The sequence below is a fragment of the Pedococcus sp. P1_H8 genome (genome assembly GCF_056405175.1).
In genome coordinates this window covers 86482-111738 of the sequence record NZ_JBFUCP010000011.1, presented here as the reverse complement: position 1 = coordinate 111738, position 25257 = coordinate 86482, and the positions used below count along the sequence as shown (strand labels likewise).

Sequence of the window (25257 nt, the reverse complement as noted above, 5' to 3'; positions counted from 1 at the left end):
TCAGTCGTCCAGGGTCGCCCGCAGACCGGCCTCCCCGACCGAGAGCTGGAGCCTGCCGTTCGCGGGGAGGTCGACCACCGCACAGCCGTGCAGGACATCCACCTGCGGCGCTTCGACGAGCCGGCACACGGTATGCCGTCCGGTCGCCGTGAGCGCGAACTTCCCGTCCTCGTCGATGGGCGCCAAGACCCCTCCGGCGCGCGTGACCTCGTCGCGCAGGACACGTCCCCCGACATAGGGCAGGTCGCCGCTGCCCGGGACGTCGATGCCGGCCTGTCCGAGGAAGTCCAGCAGCGCAGCGTCCCCGAGCACCGCGACCCAGCCGCCGCCGAGGGGTCGGTCGTCCTTGCCCGTGTCGTCGACCGCCACGACGGTGCCCTCGAGCCCGTCCGGTCCGCCGCAGCCCGTGAGGGCAAGCATCGGGAGGGCCAGCATCGCGACCCAGGTGGCGGCTGCGACCCGTCGGCCTCGCTGGGCTCGCGCTGCCGTGGTGGCGAGGAAGGTCATGGCTCGACATCCTCGCGCAGCCTCCTTCCGCAGCCCCACCGATCACGGCTCGGTGACGAAACGTGTCGTGCGCGTGTCGCTTGACATGTGACTGGTGTGACTGGTGTGACGATTGTGACTCGGGATCACCGCGAGCCAGGGGGCAGCAATGAAGGACGAGGACCTCACACCAACTCAGCTGTGGCGCAAGCACCGGTTGCGCCAGGTCATGCTCTTCGTCACCATCCCCGGCGTCCTGCTGGGCACGGCCAGCATCACCGCGGCCTACTCGGCAGGCTGGATGACCCCGCCGCCGCCCAAGCCCGCCTGCACCCCGATCGTCGTGCCAGCGCCGGCCCGTGCGTCCTTCACCGTCAACGTCATGAACGCCACCGGCCGCCAGGGCGTCGCCGCCGAGGTCGCCGTCGGCCTGGCCAAGCGGAAGTTCACCGTCGGGGGCATCAGCAACGCTCCCGAGTCCTGGTACGTCACCCAGACCGCCGTCGTGCACCACGGCCCGAAGGGGCTCGACCAGGCGCTCCTGACGGCCTCCCAGATTCCCGGGGCGAAGCTGTTCGCCGACACCCGGTCGGGCACCTCGGTCGACGTCGTCGTGGGTCTGGGCTACCAGCAGCTGGTCCCGATTCCCGCGCGGCTCAAGCCGACTCCGTCCGAGGTCAAGGTCAACGTCTACAACACGACCTACAAGACCGGCCTGGCCAAGACCGTCGCCGATGCCGTCGCGGCTCGCGGGTTCAAGGTCAAGGATGTGTCCAACGACCCCTTGCGCACCCTGCAGATGGGCACCGCCGTCATCCGCTACGGCGAGGAGGGCGACCTGGCCGCGACCCTGCTGCAAGGACACGTCCCGGACGCCCAGCTGGTCAAGGACGACCGCCTCGGGGCAGGTGTCGACCTCGTCATCGGCAACGCGTTCACGGAGCTGACCCCGAGCGCTGACGTCCCCCCGCTGCCTCCCCGACCCGTGCAGGCGGTGCCAACGGTGGCGCGTCCCTGCAAGTGACCACGACCTGAGAGCCGCCGCGACCCGGGCTTGGCATCGGGCGCGAGGAACAGGCACAGTGGGTGCCCCATGACGTCTCGCCCCCTGTATGCGGTTCCCCTCCTGTGTGCCGTCCTCGCCTCCGCGTGTGGTGGCGGTCAGCCCGACTCCGCGACCAGCACCACCGGCCCAGCCGCGGCGTCGACCACGGCGGCGACTGCGACCTCAACGCCGACGAGCGCGACGACGACCACGACGAAGCCGCCGGCCACCAAGGCGAGCAAGCCACCGCCGCCGGCGACGCGGCATACCACTGCGGCTCCGAAGCCCGGGCCGGCCACGAGCCTGGCCCCGGTCCCGCGCGCGGGGGCCGAGCCGACGGTGCGTTTCCCGCGGAACGAGCCTGCAGTCGGCTCGGGCGCCAACGCCTCGATCGCCCGCGTCCCCGACGGCGTCTGGAACGCGATGGTGGGCTACTCGTGGACCGCGGGGTGCCCGGTGGGGCGCTCGCAGCTGAGATACGTGCGCGTCAACTTCTGGGGCTTCGACGGCAAGCGGTCGAGGGGATCGCTCGTCGTGAATGCGTCGATCGCCGACGAGACAGCCGCCGCGTTCGCCCGGCTCTACGCCCTGCAGTTCCGCATCCGCCAGATGAAGCCGATGGACGCGTCGTGGGGCCACAACCCAAAGGGCCCGGGCGCCAACGACTACGCGGCGATGGAGGCGGACAACACCTCCGCGTTCAACTGCCGCTACGTCGGCGGCCAGGAGGCGAGCAAGGTCTACAGCAAGCACGCCTACGGCACGGCGATCGACGTCAACGACTTCGAGAACCCCTACGTCGCCGACAACGGGACCGTCTACCCCGACCGCTACTGGCTGAGCCGGCGCGGACCTGCGCCCGGCGTCTTCTCGTCGAGTGGGAGTGCCGCGGTGCGGGCCTTCACCAACCAAGGCCTGCGCTGGGGTGGGCTGTGGTCCCACCCCGACTACCAGCACTTCGACCGATGACCCGGGTGTTCCCTCGCCGCCTTAGTGGCGGGTATGCCGTGGGGCTTGCGGCCGTTGCCCTGCTCACCGCCTGCTCGAGCGAGCCCGAGGCCGCGTCGCCGACCACTCGCGCCACCGCCTCGTCGACGACACCGTCCACGACCCGCACGACCACGACCAGCACGACCACGACGGCGGCACCCAAGCCGAAGACGTCCACGACCACCCGCTCGACGCCGAAACCGAGCCCCAAGCCGAGTCCGAAGCCGAAGGCCGCGGCCACCTGCTCGGTCCCCTCGGGGGTGCGCGCCGCCCAGGTCGTGACCGTCCGGTCGTCGGGCTCCAGGGCGACCGTGCGGGCCTGCCGCCGGACGTCCGCCGGCTACGTCCTCGACCTCGGCCCCTACTACGGCCACGTCGGGCTCAACGGGGTCAGCTGGTCCAAGCACGAGGGTGACCTCAAGACGCCCGCGGGCACCTTCCCCTTGCGCGGTGGCTTCGGTGCCCGCGCGAATCCCGGTCTGCCGCAAGGGTGGTTCGGCGTCGACAGCTCCGACGTCTGGGTCGACGACAGCCAGTCGAGCCTCTACAACACCCACCAGCACAAGCCGGCCAACGGCCGGTGGACCTCGGCCGAGAACCTCCTCAACACGCCTGCCTACAACTACGCCCAGGTGATCGGCTACAACGAAGCGCGGACGCCCGGGCGGGGTTCCGCCATCTTCTTCCACGTCGACACGGGCAGGGGGACCGCCGGCTGCGTGTCCCTGCCGACGTCCGCCTTGCTGGCCGTGATGCGGTGGGAGCGGTCCGGCGCCGTCATGTCGATCAGCTGAGTCGTGGCGCTGGGCTGAGACCACGGTGGCCGTCCCCTCCCCGACACGGCAGAGTGAACCCATGACCGTCAAGACCGTCGCCATGCTCACCGCTGGTGGCCTCGCCCCCTGCCTCTCGTCCGCTGTGGGCGGGCTCATCGAGCGCTACTCCGAGGTGGCGCCGGACGTGCGCCTCATCGCCTACCGCAACGGGTATGCCGGGCTGCTCACGGGTGACTCGGTCGAGGTCACCGACGAGGTGCGGGCCAAGGCGCACCTGCTGCACGGCTTCGGGGGTAGTCCCATCGGCAACAGCCGGGTCAAGCTCACCAACGTCAAGGACTGCGTGAAGCGCGGACTGGTCCAGGAGGGCCAGAACCCGCTGCACGTCGCAGCCGAACAGCTCACCCGCGACGGCGTCGACGTCCTGCACACCATCGGTGGCGACGACACCAACGGCACCGCGGCGGATCTCGCCGCCTACCTGCACTCCAACGGCTACGAGCTCACCGTCGTCGGGCTGCCCAAGACGATCGACAACGACGTCATCCCGATCCGGCAGTCCCTGGGCGCCTGGACCGCCGCTGAGCAGGGCGCGTCGTTCGCGCGCAACGTGATCGCCGAGCACTCCGCCAACCCGAGGATGCTCATCGTGCACGAGGTGATGGGTCGCAACTGCGGATGGCTCACTGCCGCAACGGCTCTCGCACACCACCAGTGGGTGCAGGGCGCCGAGTTCAGTGGCTGGCTGGAGAACTCGCCCGAGCGGTGGGACGTCCACGGCGTCTTCGTGCCGGAACGTCCGCTCGACATCGCGAGCGAGGCGAAGCGGCTGCGCACCGTCATGGACGAGTACGACGGCGTGAACCTCTTCGTCTCCGAGGGTGCGGGTGTCACCGAGATCGTCGAGGCGATGGAGGAGGCCGGGCAGGACGTGCCGCGCGACCCCTTCGGCCACGTCCAGCTCGACAAGGTCAACCCGGGGGCGTGGTTCGCCAAGCAGTTCGCCGACCAGCTCGGGGCAGACAAGGTGCTCGTCCAGAAGAGCGGCTACTTCGCGCGGTCGGCCGCGGCCAACGACGCGGACCTCGCCCTCATCAAGGACTGCACGACGTATGCCGTGGACGCGGCTCTTCGTGGCGAGTCCGGTGTCGTCGGGCACGACGAGGAGCGGGGGGACTCGCTGCGCGCCATCGAGTTCGACCGGATCAAGGGCGGCAAGGCGTTCGACCCGTCCGTCGACTGGTACACAGCCCTGCTTGCTGACCTCGGGCAGGCGTAGCACAGTCGGTGCCATGGCACCCACGTCCGCGGCCGAACCCCGTCCCAGCACCACGGCATACCGAGAGGCTCGTGACACGCTCGTCGCACTCACTGGGCAGCACGAGCGCGCGGTGCGCGAGTTCCGGTGGCCCGACGTGGGCGAGCGCTTCAACTGGGCGGTCGACTGGTTCGACGCGATCGCCCGCGGCAACGAGGCCACGGCGCTGTGGATCGTGGAGGAGGACGGCGCCGAGCAGCGGCTGTCCTTCGACGAGGTGGCCACCCGCTCCGACCAGGTCGCGGTCTGGCTGTCGGGGCTGGGCGTGGCCAAGGGGGACCGGGTGCTGCTCATGCTCGGCAACCAGGTCGAGCTCTGGGAGACGATGCTCGGGGTGTTCAAGCTCGGTGCCGTCATCATGCCGACCACGGCGGCCCTCGGCCCGGCTGACCTGCGGGACCGCGTCGACCGCGGCAGTGCGCGGGTGGTGGTGGCCAACGCCGCGGACACCGCCAAGTTCGACGAGGTGCCGGGCGACTACCTGCGCGTGTGCGTCGGCGAGGCGGACGGCTGGCACGCCTACACCGACGCGTATGCCGCGGAGCCACACCCCTTCGAGACCACCACCGCCGCATCGGATCCACTGCTGCTCTACTTCACCTCGGGCACGACCAGCAAGCCGAAACTCGTTGAGCACACTCAGGTTTCGTACCCCGTCGGCCACCTGTCGACGATGTACTGGATCGGCGCGCGACCCGGTGACGTCCACCTGGCCATCAGCTCGCCCGGGTGGGCCAAGCACGCCTGGTCGTGCTTCTTCGCCCCGTGGATCGCCGAGTCCACGATCTTCGTCTACAACTACGCGCGGTTCGACGCGGGCGCGCTGCTGGACCAGATCAGGCGGGCCGGGGTGACGACCTTCTGCGCTCCCCCCACGGTCTGGCGGATGCTGATCCAGGCCGACCTCAGCGGCGGGAGGGGCGACCTGCGCGAGCTCCTGGCTGCGGGCGAACCGCTCAACCCCGAGGTGATCAGCCAGGTCCAGCGCGCGTGGGACCTCACCATCCGCGATGGGTACGGCCAGACCGAGACCACCCTCCAGATCGGCAACATAGCCGGCGAGCCACTCAAGCCCGGCTCCATGGGGCGGCCCATGCCGGGCGTGCCCGTGGCGCTCATCGACCCGCTCACCGGTGAGCTCGCCGACGAGGGAGAGATCGTCCTCGACCTGTCCCAGCACCCCGTCAACCTGATGACCGGCTACCTCGGTGACGAGGAGCGCCAGGCGGCGGCGATGTCCGGCGGCTACTACCACACGGGCGACGTGGCCCAGCGTGACGCGGAGGGCTACATCACCTACATCGGTCGCACCGACGACGTGTTCAAGGCGAGCGACTACAAGGTGTCACCCTTCGAGCTCGAGAGCGTGCTCATCGAGCATCCAGCCGTGGCCGAGGCGGCGGTCGTGCCGGCGCCCGATGCGACCCGGCTGGCCGTGCCCAAGGCCTACATCGCGCTGGCCCCCGGCTGGGAGCCCGATGCCGAGACCGCAAAGGCGATCCTGGCGCACGCCCGTGCGCACCTCGCGCCCTACCTGCGGGTCCGACGCGTCGAGTTCTTCGAGCTGCCCAAGACCATCTCCGGCAAGATCCGCCGGGTCGAGCTGCGCGATCGCGAGCAGCAGGCCTTCGACGGTGGGCGTTCGCTCTCCGAGGAGTTCCGCGACGACCAGTTCCCCGACCTCAAGGGGTGACCGAGGCGCCCGCGGACAGCGCGTGGATTTGGTGGGGCCGCTCGACTAGTCTGGCCACGTCGAACCGGAACCGGGGGCGGTTCTGTCCGACAAACAGTGGGGACTGGGGGGTTACCGACCGTTTGCCTGATGGGAAGTTGGCATGTTGCGACTGGCCAAAGCCATGCCGTTGAGGACGTGTATCGCCGTCCACGTGCTCAGCGTCGACCCGGATCGTCGGGTGCTCCTCGACCGGGCCAAGCCGCCGGAGCAGCCGTTCTGGGGTCTCCCGGGCGCTGTCATCGAGGTGGGGGAGGACCCGGTCATCCGGGTCCGGCGGCTGGTCTCCGCGGCGGGGGCGCTGACAGCCACCAGGGCCGAGGTCATCGACGTCGAGAGCGTCGTCGAGGGAGATCTGCACGTGGTGCACCTGGTCTTCGAGTGCGGAGCCGAGCCCTCCCTGCTGCCCACGGTGACGGGGTCGTCCGCGCTGTGGTGGAGCCTGCCCGAGATCGTCGGCCTCAACCTGTCGCCCCGGACCCGCAAGGCCCTGGCCTCGCGGTGGTCGATGATCTGGCCCGACACCTGATCCCGACGCCCCCGGTGGCGACGAGCCTCAGAGACAGCACTGCGGTCGCTAGCGCGTGACGGCGTCGCCGTCGTCCTCCCCGTCGGGGTCACCCGTGCCCGAACCCGACGAGCCTGACGCTGACGAGCCCGAACCCGACGAGTCCTCGTCCTCGTCCGCGGGCTCTGTGCTGGATCCCGTCGACGGCTCGTCCTCGCCCTCGTGGTCGCTGCCGTCCCCTTCACCGGGTTCGTCCGCCTCGGTGGGGTCGTCCGAGTCCTCGTCGTGCGGTGCGGTGGTGGGCACCGACCCGGGGCCGACCCTTCCGCCCCGCGTGGTCGAGGAATTCTCGGACTTCTCGTGGGTTGCGTCTGGCCAGGCCATCGCGAGGCTGGGCAGCTCGGTCGGCGTGGTGCCGACCGGGTGTGGCACGGTCGCCGCGGGAGGGGACACCACCGCGGGCGGGGGAGTCGGGCGCGCCGCGTGCTCGGTGTCTGCCAAGGTGCCGATGGCCGCCGCAGCCGTCGCGGTCGCGAGCAGGATCCCGGCGACGACCGTCGTCCCTGTCGCGACGTGTCGGGCGCCGCCCTGGCGGCGTCGACCCAGCTCGTCTCCGGGCGCCGGGACGACGACGGGCCCGAGCAGCCGGGCGAGCTCGCCGCTGGGCTCCGGTGCCGCGGTGACGAGGGCGCGCAACGCGTCGAGCGCCGTGTCGAGGGCAGGGTCGCCCGAGGGTTGGGCACCAGTCAGGACCACCTCGACGCCAGCGGCGTCGAGGTCGTGCTGACCGGCGTGTTCGGGAGTGGAGTTCATGTCGCTAGGTGTCATCGTCGGTCCGGTCATGGGGTTACGCCCTGGGCTCGGGCGGTCGTGCGCAGGGCCAGGAGGCCGCGACGCTGGAGCTGTTTGACCGCGCCCACGCTGCGGCCGGTCGCGGCCGCCGTTTCCTCGAGGCTGAGGCCTGCCACGACCCGCAGGAGGACCACCTCGCGCTGGCCGTCGTTGAGGGCAGCGACCAGCGCCATGGCCTGCTCGGCGCCGAGGGTGCGAACGGCGACAGTCTCGGCGGACTCAGTGGCCCTGCGGTCATCCTCGGGCAGGTACGGCACGTTGACGGGCTGCCGATGGCGGGCTCGTAGCTCGTCGACCACCCTCGCGTGTGCCAGCGAGAACGTGAAGGTCCGCAGGCCCGCCGCGCCACCCGTGAGGTCAGGCAAGCGGTGGAACAACGTGAGGAACACGTCCTGCGTGAGCGCTTCCGGGTCGGCGGACCCATGGGCCCGCAGGTACCCGGCCACGCGCGGCGCCAACGCGTCGTACACCGACCGCAGCGCCCCGGACTCACCCGCGACCGCCGCAGCGACGAGCTCGTCGGTGACCTGGTTCACGGTGTCAGGGTGACAGGACTCGGTGCCCCGCGCCCGGAACGATGTTCTCGGAACCGTGGGTCAGTCGTCGGAGCCGCCGTCCTCGCCGTCGTCGTCACCGTGGTCGTCGTCACCGTCGTCGTGGGTCGTGGTCGAGCTGGCCGACGCGTGCTCCGAGTGGTCGGTCTCGTCACCATCCTCACCCTGGTCGTCGCCGTCCTCACCCTGGTCGTCCTCGTCCTCACCCTGGTCGTCGCCGTCCTCACCCTGGTCGTCGCTGGACTCGGTGTGGGTTGCCGTGGACGTGTGCGAGTGGGTCGTGTGTTCGGCTTCTGTCTCGGGAGCCTCCGACTGCTCTGAGGTTTCCGACTCGCTGGGCTCGGCGCTCTCGCTGTCGTCGGTGGCGCTCGTGGTCGTGTCCTCGGGCTGCGTCTCGTCGTCGGAGGTGGTCACGGAGACGGCGGGTCGGGCGTGGGAGACCGGCGAAGTTGCCGCCTGGGCGGCGCCGAATCCGATGGCGCCGAGGACGGCTGCGGCGGCGCCGGCTCCGAGGACCTTGCGACGAACGGGGAGGGTGCGGGCCATGACTGTCCTTACTCGCGGGGGACGGGTTCCAGGGTGGTCATCGCCCGGCAGGGGGCGGGGGTTACGCGCACCGGCGTAGTTGACGAAGTCTTTACCCGACGTGGTGCCGCTCTCCGGTCAGCGCACTGGTCATTCCGACATTACGGGCATCCTGGTGCGGGTGGGCGCGGTTGGTCTCACTGGATGGGCGTTGAGCCCTTTCGAGGCCGTTGGAGCCCGAGTACGGTGAAAGCGGCGGCCCGCCGGGTCCGTCGGGGTAATTGAGCAGGCCGGGGCTGCCAGTGCGGACCTACCCATATGCGTTTCACGTCGCCCTCGACGGCAACGGACTGAACGGTCTCGAGGGCAGGGCGGGCGTGTGCCTGTTCCACTACGACCCGATGACCGGGGACCATGCCTACAAGGTGACGTACTTCTCCGGGGCCTCCGGCGGTCACGCGCCGAGCGTCGACCCGAGCAGACGGATCGGCTTCCTGGGCAACACCGGTCAGCACCTGCTCTTCTACGACCTCGCGACGCTGGAGGAGGCCGACCGCGTCTCGACCCTGCGCTTCGAGGTCCCCGACACGACCATCAAGGGCAGCACCCACGTCGTCTGGCTCGACGACACGCAGTTCGTCACCTCGATCGGCGAGCACCTGTGGAAGCTCGACGTGAACCGGCTGACCAAGGCCGAGCAGATCGCACCGCACGGACTCAAGATCCCGCACGCCATGAAGCGGACCGCTTCCGGTCGCTACATCGTCTACGGGGGGATGGACCACCCGACGAGGGGTGAGGCCAAGGAGGTCGGCATCCTCGACACGGTCACCGGCGAGGTGCGCCGGATCGTGCTGCCCACGACCTGCTGGCACGTGGTCTGCCACCCGGTCCTCGACGTCTTCTATGCGATCTCCTTCCGGGTCAATGCCGCTGACCGCTCCGACTGGGAGCACTGGGGGATGGCGTGGCTGCGGCAGTACGCCTTCGAGATCGACGCCGAGGACGGACGCATCGTGCGGCACTGGGCCGCCGACCGCGACCTGCCGGCCCACATCAACTCCGACGTGACGATCTCCGACTCCGAGCTGATCTTCTGCACCGGTGGCAGCCACACCGTGGTCTTCGTCGACCTGCTCACCCTGAGCCGGCACCGGCTCATCGACGAGCACCCGGGGGCCCTGGAGAGCCTGGCGCTCACCCGCCAGTCGGCGACGACCTTCGCCGAATCCGTGATGCGGGGCAACTTCTTCAGCAACTCCCAGCTGTATGCCGAGTCGTTGCGGGTCAGTCGTGGCGCCCTGGTCGACGGGATCTACGCCTGCCAGCTCTCCGCCGACCAGACGTTGCTGTTCACGGCCAACCGGGGCCAGAACCACATCACCGTCTACGACTATCCCTCCCTGGAGGTGCGCGACCGGATCGTCATGCCGGAGCTCCAGGAGTTCGACTCGCGGTTGGGGGCCTGGGGCGACCCACGGCTGGGCTTCCACCACTCCTACCTCGTCAGTCCCGACGCACCCTCGTCCGATGCACACCGTCCCGCAGGAGCCCGCTGATGGCCGACTACACGATCGACACCACCGTCTTCGGCGGGAACACGTTCAGCTCCGACGTCACCGCCGACGTGACCTCGACGCTCACCGGGCTCGACGGCATGAACCTCACGCTCGCCGGGGGCACCACGAACACCAACAACGGCGAGAACACGGTCCACACCGACTCGACCATCACGCTCCAACCCGTCACGCTCGAACCGGTCACGACGACGTCCACCGTCAACACCACGTCGAGCGTGGACTCGACGTCCTCGGTCGACCTCAAGCCGGTGGCGGTGGACACCTGCGTCCGGCTCGAGCTCGGTCCCCCTCCTGCCACCGAGGTCTGCACGCCCTACGAACAGACCTGGGGCTGGTCGGTGCTCGGCCTTGAGCTCTTCGCGATCACCGTGCGCGGCAGCACGACGACGCACATCCGGCCCGAGCACCACGGTCCCGTCGTGATCGACCTGTGAGCCTCCCATGACGACCGCCCGTCGCAAGCCCACCAAGGCCGCCGCCGCGAGGAAGCCAGCCGCCGACCCGATCGTCCTGACCGGGCCGCCCGGCCTGTTGCGGGCCACCATCTCGGTCGAGAACGCCGTCGACCAACGGGTCGCCGTGCGTGGGCTGACCCTGCACCGTGCGGGTCTGCAGGCCCTGACCGGTTCCGGCGCCGCCGTCATCGCCCCCGGCGCGACGGCTGACCTGCCCGTGTCCTTCCGGCTCGAGCCGGACACCCCGCCTGGGGAGTATGCCGCGGAGGTCGAGGTCGGGGGCATCCGTCGGAAGGCTGTGCTCCGGGTCGAACCAGACCTGTCGATGCACGTCTCGCCGCGGCGGGTCCTCGCCGACGTCGGGAGTCACGCGCTCACCCTGACGGTCGTCAACGACGGCAACCTCGCCATCCCTCTCGCCGCGGTCGTGCGTGCCCGCACCGACGACGGCAGTCCGGATCCCGACGCCGGTCCCGACGTCACCCTCACGCTGACCGCCGCGGCGACCGTGGCGCCCGGTAGCACGGCGGTCCTCGAGGGGCGCCTCACAGTGCCCGAGGAGCTCGACCCGACCCGGCGGCATACCGCACGGATCCCTGTCGGCACAGCCGATCTCGACGTCATCATCCTGCCCCGCGACCCATCGGAGTGATCACCATGAGCACGACCGCACCCGAGTACCTCACCACCCTCCGCGACGGGTTCGCCGGGGCCGTCCAGCAGTGGATGGACCAGTCGACCACGGCCTGGGACCAGTGGTCGCAAGCCTGGTCGCCGGTCGTGGCAGCCGCCGGCCTCGGTATGCCGGGTGCTCCGGGCCTCGCGCCCGGTCACCAGCGCAAGGGGGGTCACCACCAAGGCGAGAAGGGCTGCGGCTGTGGGGATTCCGGCGCAGGTTGTCGGGAGGACAGAGGTCATCGGCGCCACGACAGCTGTGGCTGTCGCGATGTCTGCGACTGCTGTGTGCCGGAGGCCGACGTCGTCGTGCACGCCAGGGCAGGGGAGCTGCGGGTGGTGCCGTTCCGGCTGCACAACCCGTGGCGCCGCGAGCGCGAGGTGTCCCTCGAGGTCGGGCCCTGGCACGGCTGCTCCGGCGACGACCTCCAGGTCCGGGCCGTCCTGGAGGACGAGAAGGTCGTCCTGGGGCCGTGCGAGGACCGGGTCGTCCGACTGCTCATCTCGACTCGAGGCGGCGCCGACGACGGTTCGTCGAACACCAAGGACACCAAGGGCACCAAGGACACCGAGGAGGGCGATGTTGCTGCAGCCTCGGTCGACGTCCTCGTCGGCAGGACCCGGCGGACGACCGACGTGGAGTCGTGCGTCAGCGCCTACGCCGACGTCCGCTTCGAAGGGTGCGCCCGACCGCAGCGGGTGGCCGTCGTGGTGCTGCCGGCCGACTGCGACGCCGTCGAGGTCGGGTGTGACTGCGGATGCTGCTGCTAGGAGGACGACGATGACCGACTCGAAGAACACGGCGGCTGCGGACGAGACGTTGGCGCGCATCACCGAGCTCGCCCGGCAGGCGCTGCAGGCGCAGGCGGCTCTCGCCAAGCAGTCCCTCGAGCTGGGCCGGGCGACGTTGTCCGGTGATGTGGATCGGTCGTCGACGAGCCGGGCCTACCTCGACGCCGTCAGCCGCGAGGGTGCGCGCTACTGGCGCGAAGCGGGAGCGCTCGGCTTCGACTACGCGAGCGAGCTGATGGCGCTGGGCACGCGAAGCGCGGCCCGGATCATCAGCGACGCCACCACTGCCGGCGCCGGTTCCCGGCCCCGCCGAAGGAGCGCGGACACCCACAACGGCACTGCCCCACCGGCGCCCCCGCAGGACGAGGACGACGGCGTGCGTCTCGCGCGGGTGCTGTTGCGCGCCGCCGTGGGGCAGACCGCGCAGTCCTCGGTCACGGTAGTGAACCGGCACCCGCGGGCACGTCGGGTCGAGCTCGAACCGAGCGAGCTGCGTGACGCCACCGGCACGGTGGTGGCGGTGGCCCTGACCGTCGACCCGGACCGGGTCACCATCCCCGCCGGCGGTGAGTACCAGGTGCGGATCGAGGCCAACCTCGACGAGGACGTGGTCCAGCCGGGTGAGCAGTACGTCGGGCGCGTCGTGGTCAGTGGCGGCGACGAGGCCACGCTGGAGGTGACCGTCGAGGTCGCGGACTGAGGTCGCCCGTCCCCGCCAGGGGGGCGGCCACGAGGTCTCGCGCGGCACGCACCTCGGGGTGCAGCCGCAGGCCCTCGCGCGCCCACCTCGGCAGGTCGGGGCTGACCGCCAACCACGCCAGCGAGGCGGCGACAGCGGCGCGAGCCGGCCGCGCGGCATACCCGAGGTCGTGGGCCTTGGCCGAGGTGTACCAGTAGAACCGGCCGATGGTGGAGGCTTCCTCGCGCGTGGTCAGTGGGGTCTCGTCGCGCAGCCCTGCCCACCACTCGGCTGCGGCGGACAGGGCCCACGCACTCCCGGCGGGCATCTCGGCATACGGTCCCGGCAGCCCCGCGAGGTCGGCGACGAGGGTGTGCAGCATCCGCCAGCTGAGGTCCTCGCCGCCCAGGAGGTAGCGCTCGCCGGCGACCCCGCGCTCGAGCATCGCCACGTGGCCGGCGCCGAGATCGCGCGCGTCGACGACGTTGCAGCCACCGGCGTAGGTGCTGCGCGTGGGGTCGAGCAGGTAGCGCAGGACGATGGCGTTGCTGGGAGCCAGGCGGGTGAACGGCCCGCCGAGCACGACGGTCGGCAGGGCCAGCACCACCGGTATGCCGAGTCGTCGCCCGGTCTCGAGCGCCACCTCCTCCTGGGCCACCTTGCTCGCGTAGTAGGCGGGCGCGGGTTCGGTGCCGAGGTGGTCACGCTCCGACCTGGATCGGGGAAGCAGGCTCGAACCACAGCTCACCGATGAGCTGGTGACCACCACGCGGGAGACGCCGGCCGCAGCGGCCGCTTCGAGGACGGCGCGCGTGCCCTCGGTGTTGACGTGCTCGACCTCGTCGGCCCGCGCCGAGCCGAAGGCGTAGACCGCGGCGCAGTGGACCAGGCCGTCGATGCCGCGCAGCCCTCGGGTGAGGGAGTCGGTGTCCGTGAGGGCGGCGGCAGCCCGCGCCACGGTGTGACCGCCGACCTGCAAGGTCGACTCGCGCCGCTCGGGATCGGGCCGGGTGATGGCCAGGACCTCGTGGCCGGCCGCGAGGGCGGCGTTCGCGACCTGGCCGCCGACCAGCCCCGTGGCACCGGTGACAGCGATCTTCACCGGTGTCCCCTGACGTGGCGAAAGCCCTGGGCATCGACCTCGTCGTCGGAGGGTTCGGGCTTGACCGTCGGGGTGAGGGCGCCTAGCAGCAGGTCGAGGGACTGCGTGAGCAGCGGTTCGGTGGGGTCCATCGGCGGCCGGCCGATGCGGAACTCGCGTCCCTCGAAGCAGGCTTCGAGGTTGTCGAACGTCGTGGTGAAGAACCGCCGGTAGGCCTCCTCGAGCAGCGGGTTGCGCAGCTCCGGGACGGCAGCCAGGTCGACACCGGCCCAGGCCGTGGGGAGGGCGAACAGCTGTCGCCCGCGGACCACCGCGCGGATGCCTGAAGAGGTGCGGGTGAACGTCAGGCTGCCGTCGTCGAACTCAGCAGAACCGTTGGGGCTGTTGACAGTTCGCCAGGTGAGTCGATGCCAGTCGGCGCTCAGCTCGACCAGCTCGATCTTGCAGACGTCGATCGGTTCGCCACCCCAGGCGGCCAGGTAGTTGGGCTGGGGGAGGTAGAGGTTGCGTTCGGCCTGACGGGTGCGCGTGACGGCGGACGTGGCGCCCCCAGCGGCGGCGGCCGGCAGGGCGACCCGGCGCCCACCCAGGTAGTCGGCCATCAGGCTGATCCCGGCGGCCACGTCCACGCGGGCGACGAACTCGTCGAAGTCGGCCCTGATGTCGCGCCCGACCTCGAAGACCGTCGCGCCGTCGACGAGTCGCCAGCGCATGCCGTCGGCGTTGTCCGGCAACCCGTCGAGCAGGGCCTCGAACGGTGCGACGAAGTCCGGCAGGCCGTCAAAGGCCACCTCCGGGTATGCCGCGGGGTCGAATCCCAGCGGCACCTCCCGTCGGTCGACGGTCGCCTTGTCCGCCCCGGTGGCCCAGGCGAGCGTCCCCTGACGCAGGGTGGCGACCCCGCCCAGGACGGTCGTGAGGGGCAGGTGACCGAGAGGGTCGTCCGCGGCGCCCACGAGAGGGGTCAGCACGGCTCGCACGGTGGAGAGCACGGGGTCGGGGGACTGCGCCCCCTCGTCCGGACCGCCCGTCGCCGCGCTCAGCACTCGGGCCAACCGGGGTTCGGCGGCGACCGATCGGGCCGCGGCCCGGGCCAGGGGGTGGGCCGCCTGCGCGCCGGGCAGTGGAGTGAGGAGTCCTTCGGTCCGGCCGCCCGGAGCGCCAACAGCCAGCACCGCCCGCCCCACCAGACCCGACACGGCACGGTCCAGTCCCAGCAGGGCGGCACACGCGCTGTCGGCGGCGAGCACCTCGGTCGCGACGACGAGGGTCTTGCTGTCGATCGGCCGGGGGAGTCGGGCGCCGTCCGGGCCGACGCTGGCGGACAGGGCATCCACCACGGCGAGGGTGGGCGGGAGGTTGGCGAGCAGGTCGACGGCGACGTCGGCAGGGTCTGCGCCGGCCACCTCCGGTGCCGCGCCCAGCAGCGTGGCCAGGCAGGCGGCATACCCGTGCACGAGGTCGGTGACGGCGCGGGCGACGACCACCCGCGAGCCGGCCTCGGCCCACAGTCGCGAGACCGGGTGACCGGAGAGCACGCTCGCCTGGGGAACCGGCGCCTCGACGAGCTCCACGCCGAGGTCGACCACGACGTAGGACCGGCCCCGCGGCGTGCGGCCCGAGAGGCCGGCCAGGCGCGCGAGGTCGGCCACCGAGTAGTGGCCGCGGTCGCGGTCGTAGGAGTGCAGGCTCGTGCCGACGGTCACCGGCGCGCAACCCTCGTCGTGCAGCAGGTCGACCACCGCATTGACCACGGCAGCACTCACGGGTGTCGGCTGGCAGAGGCGGGCGAGGACGACGGCCGGTCCCTGCCACGAGGGGGCCAGCCGGCTGGTGGCGGAGGCCAGGGCGTGGGCGTCTCCGCCCCTGACCACGATGCAGGCCAGCGGATCCCGGCTCGGCACGCCCCGTGGTGCCACCCGTCCATGAAACCAGCGCGACCTCGCCAGCGACAGGGGCGCGAGCCCGTGGATGGGCCGCCCTGGGAGCCCGCGAGCGGCGTGGCGGGCTGGACAGGACGGCTGAGCGTCCTAGTCTCGAGAGAGGCCGGTTCCCAACCCCAAGGGGGTGCGCCCATGCGCACAGCACTCGCCCACCTGCACGTCCCCCACCACGAGACCCGGTGGTGGCTGAGCCACAGCGCCGCCGTCGTCGCCGCCGCGGTCCTGCTCGTCTACGTCGCCGCGGTCCTGCTCGTCATCGCGGGCGTGCTGCTCTTCACCTGAACCTCACCAGCCCCGGTCGATCCACTCCTGCACGTGGGGTCGCTCGGCGCCGATGACGGTCGAGTCCCCATGACCCGGGAGCACCACGGTGTCATCAGGGAGGCTGAACAGGCGGTCGCGGACCGAGTCGATGATCGTGTCGAAGTCGCTGTAGTCGTGCCGCGTGGCTCCGGGCCCGCCCGGGAACAAGGTGTCGCCGGTGAAGACGACGCCGAGTGACGGCGCGTGGAAGCAGACCGACCCGGGGGTGTGGCCCGGCGTGTGGAGGACCTGCAGCTCGACGTCGCCGACCGTCAGCGTCTGGCCGTCGGCCAGCTCGCGGTCGGGGGTCACGGGATAGAGCTCGTCCCACAGGAACCGGTCCCGTGGGTGCAGGTAGGCCGGGGCGCGCGTGCCGTCGCAGACCTCGCCGACCGCATCGAGGTGGTCGAAGTGACCGTGGGTGATGAGGACACCCTGCACCCGCTGCTCGCGCGGGATCGACTTCACGATCGCGCGACCGTCGTGCCCGGCGTCGATGACCAGGCACTCTGCCTCGTCGCCGATGACCCAGGTGTTGTTCTCGAGGGTGAGCGGCCCCCCGGGTCGGTCGAAGGTGCCTGCGGTGACGACGCGCTGGATGCGCACGCCGCCCGGGGAAGCTGCGATGTCCGGCATGCCCCCATCCTCGCGCACCTCAGGTGCGGTCATTGGCAGAGGCCTGGTCACGGCGCAGCAGACCCAACGGCAGCAGCAGCCAGTTCACGAGGAAGAGCAGGAGGATGGCGCTCGCGGCCGCCACCGCCCCGCCTCTGCCGGTGACGACGTCGAAGATGACGAAGGCCACCGTGCTGACCGCCAACGCGAGGGCGACCAGGCCGATGCGCGCGCAGACGTGGGCGATGGCGACGAGGGTGGCCTTCTCGCGCCTGCGGAACAACAGGCGGTGGGAGGCGACCGGGGCGACGAGGAACGCCGTGGCGACCACCGTGAGGCAGAACGCGACGAGGTAGACCGCTCGGTCGACCTCCTCGATCTCGGTGAACCGCTGCTGGAACGGCAGGGTCAGCAGGAAGCCCGCCAGGATCTGCACGCCGGTCTGCACGACGCGCAGCTCCTGGAGCAGCTCGTCCCAGTTGCGGTCGAGCCTCTCCTCTGGGGTCTCGTGGCGACCACGGTTGAGAGGTTCCTCGCTCATGGTCCAGATGTACCCCAGCTGGCTTGCTCCAGCCAGCGCAACGGGGAAGCTCACCCCGTAAAACGTTTCGGGTGGCGATCGATGGGTACGACGGTGAAGGTGGAATCAGCCCGTCGAAGTCCTCGACCGGCGCCCACCGACGGATCAGGAGAAAGTCATGCCGCAACGCAAGCCCGGACCGTCCGTGAAGGACCCGACGCTCTACGAAGCGCTGCGAGACGACGGCGCCAGCAAGGAGAAGGCCGCCCGCATCTCCAACGCCGCGGCCAACACGTCCCGCTCCGCCGTCAGCACGAAGGGCGGCGAGAGCGGTGACTATGACGACTGGACCAAGGACCGGCTGATGAAGCGTGCCAAGGAGATCGGTATCGACGGGAGGTCCTCGATGTCGAAGTCCGAGCTGATCCGCGCCCTGCGAAACCACTGAGTCCCCGAAACCGGCGGAGTGCCCGAAACCAGCTGAGTGCCAGAAGCTCCCGCGCGGGGTGATGATGGGAGCGTGACGATGCGGATGGTCCTCTCGGGGTGCCTGCTGCTGGCGGTCGCCGGCTGCGGCGCCGTCGGGGACACGCCTGCGGTCGGCCCGAGGTCGGCCGGCCCGTCATCGTCGGCCGAGCCGTCCTCGTTCACCGAGGACCTCACCGTCACCTCACCTCCGGGCCGTGGACGCGTGGTCACCGTGGCCGGCACGCTGGCCGACGGGGCGGAGTCCGGCTGTCTCCTCCTGACCGAGGGCGAGGGCGAGGGCTTGTGGGTTCTGGTCGGTCAGACATCGGGGCTGGCGGCCGGGGACAGGGTCACCGTGCGGGGGTTTGTGATGCAGGGCATGGCGACCACCTGCCAACAAGGACGGCCGCTCTGGGTGGACGAGGTGCTGGAGCGCTGAACGCACGGGACCCCGCAGCCACGAGGGCTGCGGGGTCCGGTGGTCGAGCGGGTTACGGCGTGACGGAGCCGACCACGACCGAGCCGGTGCCGAGCACCGCGCCCTGGTCGGAGAGGACCCGCATCTCACCGAAGAGCTGACGACCAGCAGCCGGGGCCGCGTTCGCCGTGAGCTGGCCCGTGACCGGCGCCGAGGCACCGGGCGCGAGGTCGAGAACGGTCGCGGGGACCGTCAACGAACCCAGCGCGGGGCTAAAGAACACGTCGAGGTAGTCGTACTGCGTGCTGCCGCTCGGGACGGCGTACCCGTCGACCCGCACGGTGTAGGTGGCTGCCACCGGGTTGGTGATGGTCACCGACTCCTCGGAGTCGCCGTCGGCCTGCTGGGCGACGACGACGCCGCCGCGCAGGACGAACAGGTCGAGGTCGGCGCCCTGGTCGGACGGCCTCCCGATCGTCGCCGTGAGGCGCGTGGCGCCCGCAGGCACGACGACCTGGAACTCCTTCACCTCGTGGTTGGCGATCGTGTTGCGGCCGGAGACCGCACTACCGAGGACCCCGCCCTGAGGCGTGGCACTGACCTGACCGAACTGGTTGGTCACCGTCCACGACACCGGAGCCGGCTGGCCGGCCGTCACCGAGGCGAGGGTCTGGGACGCCGGATCGACGACCACACCCTGGACCGCGGCGGCGAGGGTGAACGGGTTGGCGAGGGTCGGCGTGGTGCGCCGCGCCTCGACCTCCAGCTCCCAGATGCCGGGCAGCGGGTTGGCATAGCTCCGTGAGGTGCTGTTGCACGACGGGTCGCTGAAGTTGGTGAAGCACACCAGCGACGACGTCGACTCGACCGGAACGCCGTACGGGTTGAAGGCGATCCAGCGAACCTGGCCACCCGCCTGCACGCCGCTCAGGTTGACCTGCAGGGCCTTGGCACCCTGCGGGACGGTCACGTAGACCTTCTTGGTGAGGTTGCGTTCGACCGAGTCCGACGTGGTCTTCGCGTAGGACGGTGCCGCGAGGTCCTGCGAGAGGACCACGGTGAGCAGCACGCGCTGGTCGACGACCTTGGTTGCGGGGTCGTCGATCTCGAGGATCGCCGAGTGGGTGCCCGGAGTGCTCGTGCGTGCCTTCACCGGGATGTCGACCGTTTCACCCTTGGGCATCGGACGGCTGCTGGCCGGCAGGGAGAAGGTGCCGTCGTTGCCGACGAGGCGCAGGTTGTGCGTCACCCGGCCACCGGCTCCGCTGGTGCGCGTCGCCTTGACGATGTAGGTCTTGTACTCGCCCGAGACCTGGCCGCCGTGCCCTGCGTCGCAGCGGTTGTAGACACCAGGACCCTGGTTCGGCGTTGCCAGGAGGTCCGACAGCGGGGTGCAGACCGGGGCCGTCGTGGTGATGTCCTGGGCAGACGGCTTGGTCTTCAGCAGCTCCCAGGCTCCGGGGATGTCCACCTGACCCGCGCCCTGTCCGATGGCCTCGACGTTCGGGGCGTAGTCGGCCGAGCTGTAGAGCGAGTCGCGCAGCTGTCGGGTGGTCACGTCCACGCCGGTGGCCTTGGCGGCCGACAGGAGGAGGGCCACGCCGCCGGCAGTCTGCGGCGAAGCCATCGACGTGCCGTTGAAGTGCGCGTAGCCCGGAGGCAGCGAGTAGCCGGTCTCGGGGACCGCACCACCGGGCTGCCACGTCGGGATCGAGGAGACCGCCGACCCGGGTGCCATGACGTTGGGCTTGAAGCCGCCGTCCTCACGCGGGCCGCGCGAGGAGTAGTTGTGCAGGGCCAGGGCCGAGGAGACCTCGGCGCCGTAGTTGGACAGCCAGGTCTCCTTGGTCACCGAGGAGGCGACGCTGATGACCTTCGTGGCGACCGACGGGTCGCCGATCGAGTTGATGCCGGGGCCGCTGTTGCCGGCCGAGATGACCAGCTGGACGCCGCCGTCGATGAGGGCGTCGTAGAGCCGGGCCCGGGCGTTGTTGCCGTCGTTGAGGGCAGGCAGGCCACCGATCGACATGTTGATGACGTCGACGCCGCGCTTCTCGGCGAGGTCGACCATGCCGTCGGTCAGCGCGACCGCGGTGCAGCCACCGCCCCACGAGCAGGCGCGGGTCGAGACGATCTTGGCGCCGGGCGCCTGGCCGTCCATCGCTCCGCCGAACAGGCTGTGCCCGGCGGCGATTCCGGCGACGTGGGTGCCGTGGGCGGCCTCGACGACACCGATGTTGACGAAGTCGGCCTTCTGGCCGGGCAGGCCCGCCGCCGACAGGTCGACGTCCTCGCGGTACTCGACGGTGAACGGCATGGACTCGGCGATCGCCGTGGCCGGGTTGTCAGTTCCGAAGTGGCCGACGTCGAAGTGCTCCTTGTAGGGCCGCATCTTCTCGGCCGCGGAGAACGTCTGGTCCTGGTTGGCGTCGACCCAGATGTCGTGGGTCGTCTCGTTGTAGAGGATGCCCCAGCGGTCGGTCTTGTCACCGTCGCGGTTGAAGTCACCGGCGGCCTCGTCGTTGGCCGAGATGCTCTCCGAGACCCGGTTGAACTTGTACGTTCCGGCGTCCGGAGCGGTCCAGGTGCCCGCGCCCGTGATGGGGAACGTCGGGCCGGTCACACTCGTCAGCATGGCTCGCCAGGACCCGTCGCTCTCGAGCAGCGGATCGGTGCCCGTCACCCAGTCGACGATCTTGCGCTCACCGGTGCTGGTCGTCTGCAGGGCGGGGTGGTCCAGGTCGACGCCGGAGTCGATGACACCGATCGTGACGCCCCGGCCGTCCCACGTGTTGTGGGCGTTCTTGAAGGCGATCGATCCGATGTCGCGGGTCGGCATGTAGGGGTTGTCGTTCGACGTGCCGGCCCCGGGCGCGGGCTGGGGCGCCGCCGCAGCTGTCGCGTCGGTCTGCTCCGCCTCGGGCTTGGGGAGCGAGATCGACTCGTTGAGGTCGACCGCGAGGATGGCCGAGGACTTGGCCAAACCGTCGACCTTGCCGGTCGGCACGCTGGCGCTGACGTAGCCGTACTTGTCGCTGACCTTGGCGACCCAGCCGCCGGCGGCCTTGATGCTCTTGGCCACGGCGGTTGCCTGCCCCTTGCCGGTGGCGACCATGATGGTCACGCGCGGCGTGCCCTTGTCCTGGGCCCTGGTGAGCAGCTCGCGGTCGTGCTGACCGAGCTTGTCGTTCGCCTTCGGCTTCTTGATCTTGCCCTGGGCCGCTTGGGCCATGGGTGCCTTGTCATTGCCGGCTACGCGGTCTCCGGGGTCTGCGCCCGCCATGGGGGCAGTTGCTGCTGCGACAAGTCCTGCCGCAGCGATCCCAGCGATCGTCGTGATGCCGCGGCGCGTGATGCGTCGTCCGGTCACGGTGGTGTCCCTTCAGTCATCCTGCAGGTCCTCCTGAGCTGCAGGCGTCGCACCCGGGTTGGCCGGGGGCGAACCGAGTCAGTGTCACCCGACTTGAGGTCGGCGACGAGGGCGGCATGGGTAAATTCTTCGTAAGTAACTGCTGGTCAGCGCCCCGCGTCGTTAATGCATTGCCGACCACCGTGGACCAGCCGATGATCATGGCCATGGCCGCGACTTCCCAGTTCTTCGCGCTCTGCTTCGCCGCGAACGACCCGCTCGGGCTCGCACGCTTCTGGGCCGGGGTCCTGGGCCGGGAGCTGGTCGACGACCCCCACGACGGAACCCACGACGGGCTCGCCGACGACGGGCTGGTGCTCCTGCCGAGTGAGGACCCCGGCTTCCGGATCCGGTTCGTCAAGACCGGGGCGCCGAAGGTCGGCCCGAACCAGATCCACCTGGACCTCACCAGCACCACCCTCGGGGACCAGGAGCGGACCGTGGCGAGGGCGCTCGAGCTCGGCGCCCATCACATCGACATCGGCCAGCGCCCGGAGGAGGGGCACGTCGTGCTCGCCGATCCAGAGGGCAACGAGTTCTGCGTCATCGAAGCGGGCAACAACTTCCTTGCTGACTGCGGATTCATCGGGGCGGTCAACTGCGACGGCTCGCAGGAGGTGGGCTACTTCTGGAGCGAGGCGCTCGGCTGGCCGCTCGTGTGGGACCAGGACGAGGAGACCGCGATCCAGTCGCCGAGCGGTGGTTCGAAGATCTCCTGGGGAGGTCCGCCAGTGCGGCCCAAGACCGGCAGGAACCGGCTGCACCTCGATCTCGCGCCGCCGCTCGACGGCGACCAGCAGGCGGAGGTCGACCGGCTCGTCTCCCTCGGCGCAACCCGAGTCGACATCGGCCAGGGAGACGTCAGCTGGGTCGTGCTGGCAGATTCCGACGGCAACGAGTTCTGCGTCCTGACCCCTCGATAGGACGACCGTCGGCGCAGCCGACGTGCTGCGCGCAGACCCCTATCGTGGAGTGGTGTCGACCCGGCGCCAGCGCGGTCAACGCCCCGAGCAGGGGTGGACCGTCGTGGTGGCCCTGGCGGCAGTCGCGCCGCATCTGATGGCCCTCGCGGATGTTCGGGGCTGGGTGGGCGCCCTGCACGGCTTCGCATCCGGCCGTTGGTACATGTGGAGCTTCCCGGTCACCCTTGGCCTTGCCGTCTGGGCCCTGTCGCGCGCAAGCCAAGCCAGACAGGTGTCCGATGGGGCAAGCCCGCGCGAGCGCAGACTCGCTGTCACTGCCACCGCGCTAGCTATCCCCGTCCTCCTGGTGGTGCTCCTGGCCTTCCTGGCTCTTGTCTCGTATGCCGTCAGCGGAGGCGGATGAGGAGCGTGGCCGTTCGTGACGGCGGCGGTCGTGATGGTGGCGACCACGCGCCATACCTCGCTTTGTCGGCCCCTTGCATCTTCCGTCCTGTCTCGAACGGTCGTAGGTTGCAAATCGTGCGCGACAACGAGGTCGTGACACACGAAGGGAGTCATCCATGCGTAGAGGACGCCTGCTCGCCACGGCTACCGCCGGGGCGATGGTTGCGGCCGGAATCACCGGTGCAGTGACGACAGCCTCGGCAGCAACGACGGCGGTCACCGCCGCCGACGCAGCAGCAAACTATGTGGTCCTGCTCGACGCCGGCGCGTCGACGTCGGCCGTCGCCGCCCAGCTCAGCGCGGCCGGAGCCACGGTCACCCGGGCCAACGCCGCGATCGGCCTGATCAGCGTGACATCGCGCGACAGCGCCTTCCGCGCCTCCGCCGGCGCCATCTCCGGGGTCAAGGGGGTCGCGACCGACGTGTCCATCGGCTCCACGCCACAGGGCGCTGTGTCCAAGGACGCCGTGGAGCGAGAGCACCTTGCCGCCGCCGCGACGACGAAGGGCACCGGCCAGGCCAAGCACGAGGCACGCAAGTCCGGCGAGGACCCCCTCGACAACCAGCTGTGGGGCATGGACATGCTGAACCGCTCCGCGGCCCACGCCATCGAGAGTGGCGACAAGCGCGTCACCGTCGGCATCATCGACACGGGCGTGGACGGCAACCACCCTGACCTCGCGGCCAACTTCGACTCGGCGAAGTCGCGGAACTTCACCACGGACATCGTCGGCATCGACGGTCCGTGCGAGTACGCAGGCTGTGTCGACCCGGCCGACGTGGACGACAACGGTCACGGCACGCACGTCGCCGGCACCATCGGCGCGGCCCTCAACGGCCTCGGCGTGAGTGGTGTGGCCCCGGGCGTGACCCTGGTCAACGTCCGAGGCGGTCAGGACAGCGGCTACTTCTTCCTCGGTCCGGTGACCAGCGCGCTCACCTACTCCGGCGACGTCGGCATCGACGTCGTCAACATGTCCTTCTACGTCGACCCCTGGCTGTACAACTGCGCCAACGGTGCGCCGCAGGACTCGGCTCCGGCCGTGGCCGACCAGCAGGTCATCATCGAGGGTATGACGCGTGCGCTCAACTACGCGTACGCCCACGGTGTGACGCAGGTAGCTGCCCTGGGCAACGACCACGACAACATCTCGAGCCCGCGGCACGACTTCTCCAGCCCGGACTACGACAACCCGGACCTCTCGTGGGACAACACGCCCTACGAGCGGACGATCGACAACGCCACCTGCAAGGACCTGCCGGTCGAGGGCCCGCACGTCATCGGCGTCTCCGCTCTCGGGCCGTCGGGCAAGAAGTCGGACTACTCCAACTGGGCCACGGACCTGACGTCCGGTGAGCTCGAGGTGTCTGCGCCCGGCGGATGGTTCCGGGACGGCTTCGGCACCCCGACCTACCGCACCAACGGCAACCTGATCCTCTCCACGGCTCCGCTGCACGTGCTCCAGGCCGAGGGCCTGGTCGACGCCGACGGGACCATCAACGAGGACGGCGTGGCAGCCGGTGTCCAGCGTGACTGCGTGACCAAGGGCGCCAACAGCGACTGCGGTTACTACCAGTTCCTGCAGGGCACCTCGATGGCGTCACCACACGCCGCCGGCGTCGCAGCCCTCGCTGTCAGCGCCCACGGCACCGTGGACGGCAGCCGCGGCATGACCATGTCTCCCGACGCAGTGGCCTCCCTCATGATGGCCACCGCCACCAACCACGCCTGCCCGCCGGGTGGCGTGCAGTCCTACCTGCAGGAGGGCCGCTCGGCCCAGTTCACCGCCACCTGCAACGGCACCGACGACTTCAACGCCTTCTACGGCGCGGGGATCGTCAACGCCCTGGGAGTGGTGCAGTAACCGCTGGTTCGTCAGCAACGCGGAAGGCCTCGGCGCACTCGCCGGGGCCTTCTGCTGCGGCGGGCGCGCCGGGCTCCCGACGTGGTCGGCACAGGCTGCAGAAGGTATGGCGATGGTCAGTGGATGGTAAGGAGTTGGACGCATTTCAGATGGCCTTGTGGTCTGCTGTTAGCGTCCGCCGCACCCACATGGTCGTGGGATGAACATCGGGAGATGTGGGGGGGGCGGCGCGCCTGCGACCCGATAGATCGAAGGGAGCACGGCAGATGACAGTCATCAA

Annotated in this window: 26 protein-coding genes; 17 read left to right on the top strand and 9 right to left on the bottom strand. The window is 70.4% G+C overall.

Annotated features, from left to right (window positions below; genetic code table 11):
- Positions 1-507: a hypothetical protein gene (locus tag AC1DYG_RS16420; RefSeq protein ID WP_477640938.1), complete on the bottom strand. Its 507-nt coding sequence runs from the start codon at positions 505-507 to the stop codon at positions 1-3.
- Between the two features lie 148 nt (positions 508-655).
- Here AC1DYG_RS16420 and AC1DYG_RS16415 point away from each other — a divergent pair, with 148 nt between their 5' ends.
- The 6 genes from AC1DYG_RS16415 to AC1DYG_RS16390 all read left to right on the top strand — a co-directional run bounded on the left by AC1DYG_RS16415 (position 656) and on the right by AC1DYG_RS16390 (position 6876).
- Entirely contained in the window at positions 656-1510 is an 855-nt protein-coding gene (locus tag AC1DYG_RS16415; protein WP_477640937.1) for a LytR C-terminal domain-containing protein, read from the top strand.
- A 69-nt stretch (positions 1511-1579) separates the two neighbouring features.
- On the top strand, positions 1580-2500 hold the full coding sequence (locus tag AC1DYG_RS16410; RefSeq protein ID WP_477640936.1) for a M15 family metallopeptidase: 921 nt from the start codon (positions 1580-1582) through the stop codon (positions 2498-2500).
- Positions 2497-3315, top strand: coding sequence for a L,D-transpeptidase family protein (locus AC1DYG_RS16405; protein WP_477640935.1), 819 nt, complete (start codon positions 2497-2499; stop codon positions 3313-3315). The genes AC1DYG_RS16410 and AC1DYG_RS16405 overlap by 4 nt, the downstream gene beginning before the upstream one ends.
- Before the next feature lie 61 nt (positions 3316-3376).
- On the top strand, positions 3377-4576 hold the full coding sequence (locus AC1DYG_RS16400) for a pyrophosphate--fructose-6-phosphate 1-phosphotransferase (RefSeq protein ID WP_477640934.1): 1200 nt from the start codon (positions 3377-3379) through the stop codon (positions 4574-4576).
- 13 nt (positions 4577-4589) lie between these two features.
- Positions 4590-6308 (top strand): AMP-binding protein, encoded by a 1719-nt coding sequence (locus AC1DYG_RS16395; RefSeq protein WP_477640933.1) that lies wholly within the window; start codon positions 4590-4592, stop codon positions 6306-6308.
- A gap of 142 nt (positions 6309-6450) precedes the next feature.
- Positions 6451-6876 (top strand): NUDIX hydrolase, encoded by a 426-nt coding sequence (locus AC1DYG_RS16390; protein WP_477640932.1) that lies wholly within the window; start codon positions 6451-6453, stop codon positions 6874-6876.
- Between the two features lie 48 nt (positions 6877-6924).
- Here the strand turns inward: AC1DYG_RS16390 and AC1DYG_RS16385 are convergent, their stop codons facing one another.
- Genes AC1DYG_RS16385 through AC1DYG_RS16375 form a run of 3 tightly spaced genes read right to left on the bottom strand, consistent with a single transcriptional unit; the run spans position 6925 to position 8807 of the window.
- Positions 6925-7668, bottom strand: coding sequence for a hypothetical protein (locus tag AC1DYG_RS16385; protein ID WP_477640931.1), 744 nt, complete (start codon positions 7666-7668; stop codon positions 6925-6927).
- A 26-nt stretch (positions 7669-7694) separates the two neighbouring features.
- A complete protein-coding gene (locus AC1DYG_RS16380; RefSeq protein WP_477640930.1) occupies positions 7695-8243 on the bottom strand; it encodes an RNA polymerase sigma factor in 549 nt (182 codons plus the stop codon).
- Between the two features lie 60 nt (positions 8244-8303).
- Positions 8304-8807: a hypothetical protein gene (locus AC1DYG_RS16375; RefSeq protein WP_477640929.1), complete on the bottom strand. Its 504-nt coding sequence runs from the start codon at positions 8805-8807 to the stop codon at positions 8304-8306.
- Positions 8808-9088: 281 nt separating this feature from the next.
- On the opposite strand from AC1DYG_RS16375, the gene AC1DYG_RS16370 reads away from it, so the two are divergent.
- The 5 genes from AC1DYG_RS16370 to AC1DYG_RS16350 are packed head-to-tail and all read left to right on the top strand — an operon-like array spanning position 9089 to position 12988.
- A complete protein-coding gene (locus AC1DYG_RS16370; protein WP_477640928.1) occupies positions 9089-10345 on the top strand; it encodes a hypothetical protein in 1257 nt (418 codons plus the stop codon).
- Complete coding sequence (locus AC1DYG_RS16365; RefSeq protein ID WP_477640927.1) at positions 10345-10800, top strand: hypothetical protein; 456 nt, start codon at positions 10345-10347, stop codon at positions 10798-10800. Before AC1DYG_RS16370 ends, AC1DYG_RS16365 begins: the two co-directional genes overlap by 1 nt.
- Before the next feature lie 7 nt (positions 10801-10807).
- Positions 10808-11473 carry a COG1470 family protein gene (locus AC1DYG_RS16360; protein ID WP_477640926.1) on the top strand — a complete coding sequence of 222 codons (666 nt, stop codon included), beginning with the start codon at positions 10808-10810 and terminating at the stop codon, positions 11471-11473.
- A 5-nt stretch (positions 11474-11478) separates the two neighbouring features.
- On the top strand, positions 11479-12267 hold the full coding sequence (locus tag AC1DYG_RS16355; protein ID WP_477640925.1) for a hypothetical protein: 789 nt from the start codon (positions 11479-11481) through the stop codon (positions 12265-12267).
- 10 nt (positions 12268-12277) lie between these two features.
- Positions 12278-12988: a hypothetical protein gene (locus tag AC1DYG_RS16350; RefSeq protein WP_477640924.1), complete on the top strand. Its 711-nt coding sequence runs from the start codon at positions 12278-12280 to the stop codon at positions 12986-12988.
- Here AC1DYG_RS16350 and AC1DYG_RS16345 read toward each other — a convergent pair.
- Together AC1DYG_RS16345 and AC1DYG_RS16340 are read right to left on the bottom strand one after the other, a co-directional pair.
- Positions 12936-14069: an NAD-dependent epimerase/dehydratase family protein gene (locus tag AC1DYG_RS16345; protein ID WP_477640923.1), complete on the bottom strand. Its 1134-nt coding sequence runs from the start codon at positions 14067-14069 to the stop codon at positions 12936-12938. The genes AC1DYG_RS16350 and AC1DYG_RS16345 overlap by 53 nt on opposite strands.
- Positions 14066-15988 (bottom strand): DUF362 domain-containing protein, encoded by a 1923-nt coding sequence (locus AC1DYG_RS16340; protein WP_477640922.1) that lies wholly within the window; start codon positions 15986-15988, stop codon positions 14066-14068. Before AC1DYG_RS16340 ends, AC1DYG_RS16345 begins: the two co-directional genes overlap by 4 nt.
- 156 nt (positions 15989-16144) lie before the next feature.
- Between AC1DYG_RS16340 and AC1DYG_RS16335 the strand changes: the two genes are divergently transcribed.
- Entirely contained in the window at positions 16145-16294 is a 150-nt protein-coding gene (locus tag AC1DYG_RS16335; protein WP_477640921.1) for a hypothetical protein, read from the top strand.
- Between the two features lie 3 nt (positions 16295-16297).
- Here the strand turns inward: AC1DYG_RS16335 and AC1DYG_RS16330 are convergent, their stop codons facing one another.
- Positions 16298-16951: an MBL fold metallo-hydrolase gene (locus tag AC1DYG_RS16330; protein ID WP_477640920.1), complete on the bottom strand. Its 654-nt coding sequence runs from the start codon at positions 16949-16951 to the stop codon at positions 16298-16300.
- A 19-nt stretch (positions 16952-16970) separates the two neighbouring features.
- A complete protein-coding gene (locus AC1DYG_RS16325) occupies positions 16971-17471 on the bottom strand; it encodes a DUF6328 family protein (protein WP_477640919.1) in 501 nt (166 codons plus the stop codon).
- A 157-nt stretch (positions 17472-17628) separates the two neighbouring features.
- Between AC1DYG_RS16325 and AC1DYG_RS16320 the strand changes: the two genes are divergently transcribed.
- Both AC1DYG_RS16320 and AC1DYG_RS16315 read left to right on the top strand, forming a co-directional pair.
- A complete protein-coding gene (locus tag AC1DYG_RS16320) occupies positions 17629-17898 on the top strand; it encodes a DUF7218 family protein (RefSeq protein WP_477640918.1) in 270 nt (89 codons plus the stop codon).
- A 72-nt stretch (positions 17899-17970) separates the two neighbouring features.
- A complete protein-coding gene (locus AC1DYG_RS16315) occupies positions 17971-18357 on the top strand; it encodes a hypothetical protein (RefSeq protein ID WP_477640917.1) in 387 nt (128 codons plus the stop codon).
- Positions 18358-18409: 52 nt separating this feature from the next.
- Here AC1DYG_RS16315 and AC1DYG_RS16310 read toward each other — a convergent pair whose 3' ends face one another.
- Entirely contained in the window at positions 18410-21706 is a 3297-nt protein-coding gene (locus AC1DYG_RS16310) for a S8 family serine peptidase (protein ID WP_477640916.1), read from the bottom strand.
- 170 nt (positions 21707-21876) lie between these two features.
- On the opposite strand from AC1DYG_RS16310, the gene AC1DYG_RS16305 reads away from it, so the two are divergent.
- From AC1DYG_RS16305 to AC1DYG_RS16295, 3 genes are all read left to right on the top strand, one after another.
- Positions 21877-22668: a VOC family protein gene (locus AC1DYG_RS16305; RefSeq protein ID WP_477640915.1), complete on the top strand. Its 792-nt coding sequence runs from the start codon at positions 21877-21879 to the stop codon at positions 22666-22668.
- Positions 22669-22720: 52 nt separating this feature from the next.
- Entirely contained in the window at positions 22721-23071 is a 351-nt protein-coding gene (locus tag AC1DYG_RS16300; protein WP_477640914.1) for a hypothetical protein, read from the top strand.
- 157 nt (positions 23072-23228) lie between these two features.
- Positions 23229-24977, top strand: coding sequence for a S8 family serine peptidase (locus AC1DYG_RS16295; RefSeq protein ID WP_477640913.1), 1749 nt, complete (start codon positions 23229-23231; stop codon positions 24975-24977).
- Positions 24978-25257: the final 280 nt, after the last annotated feature.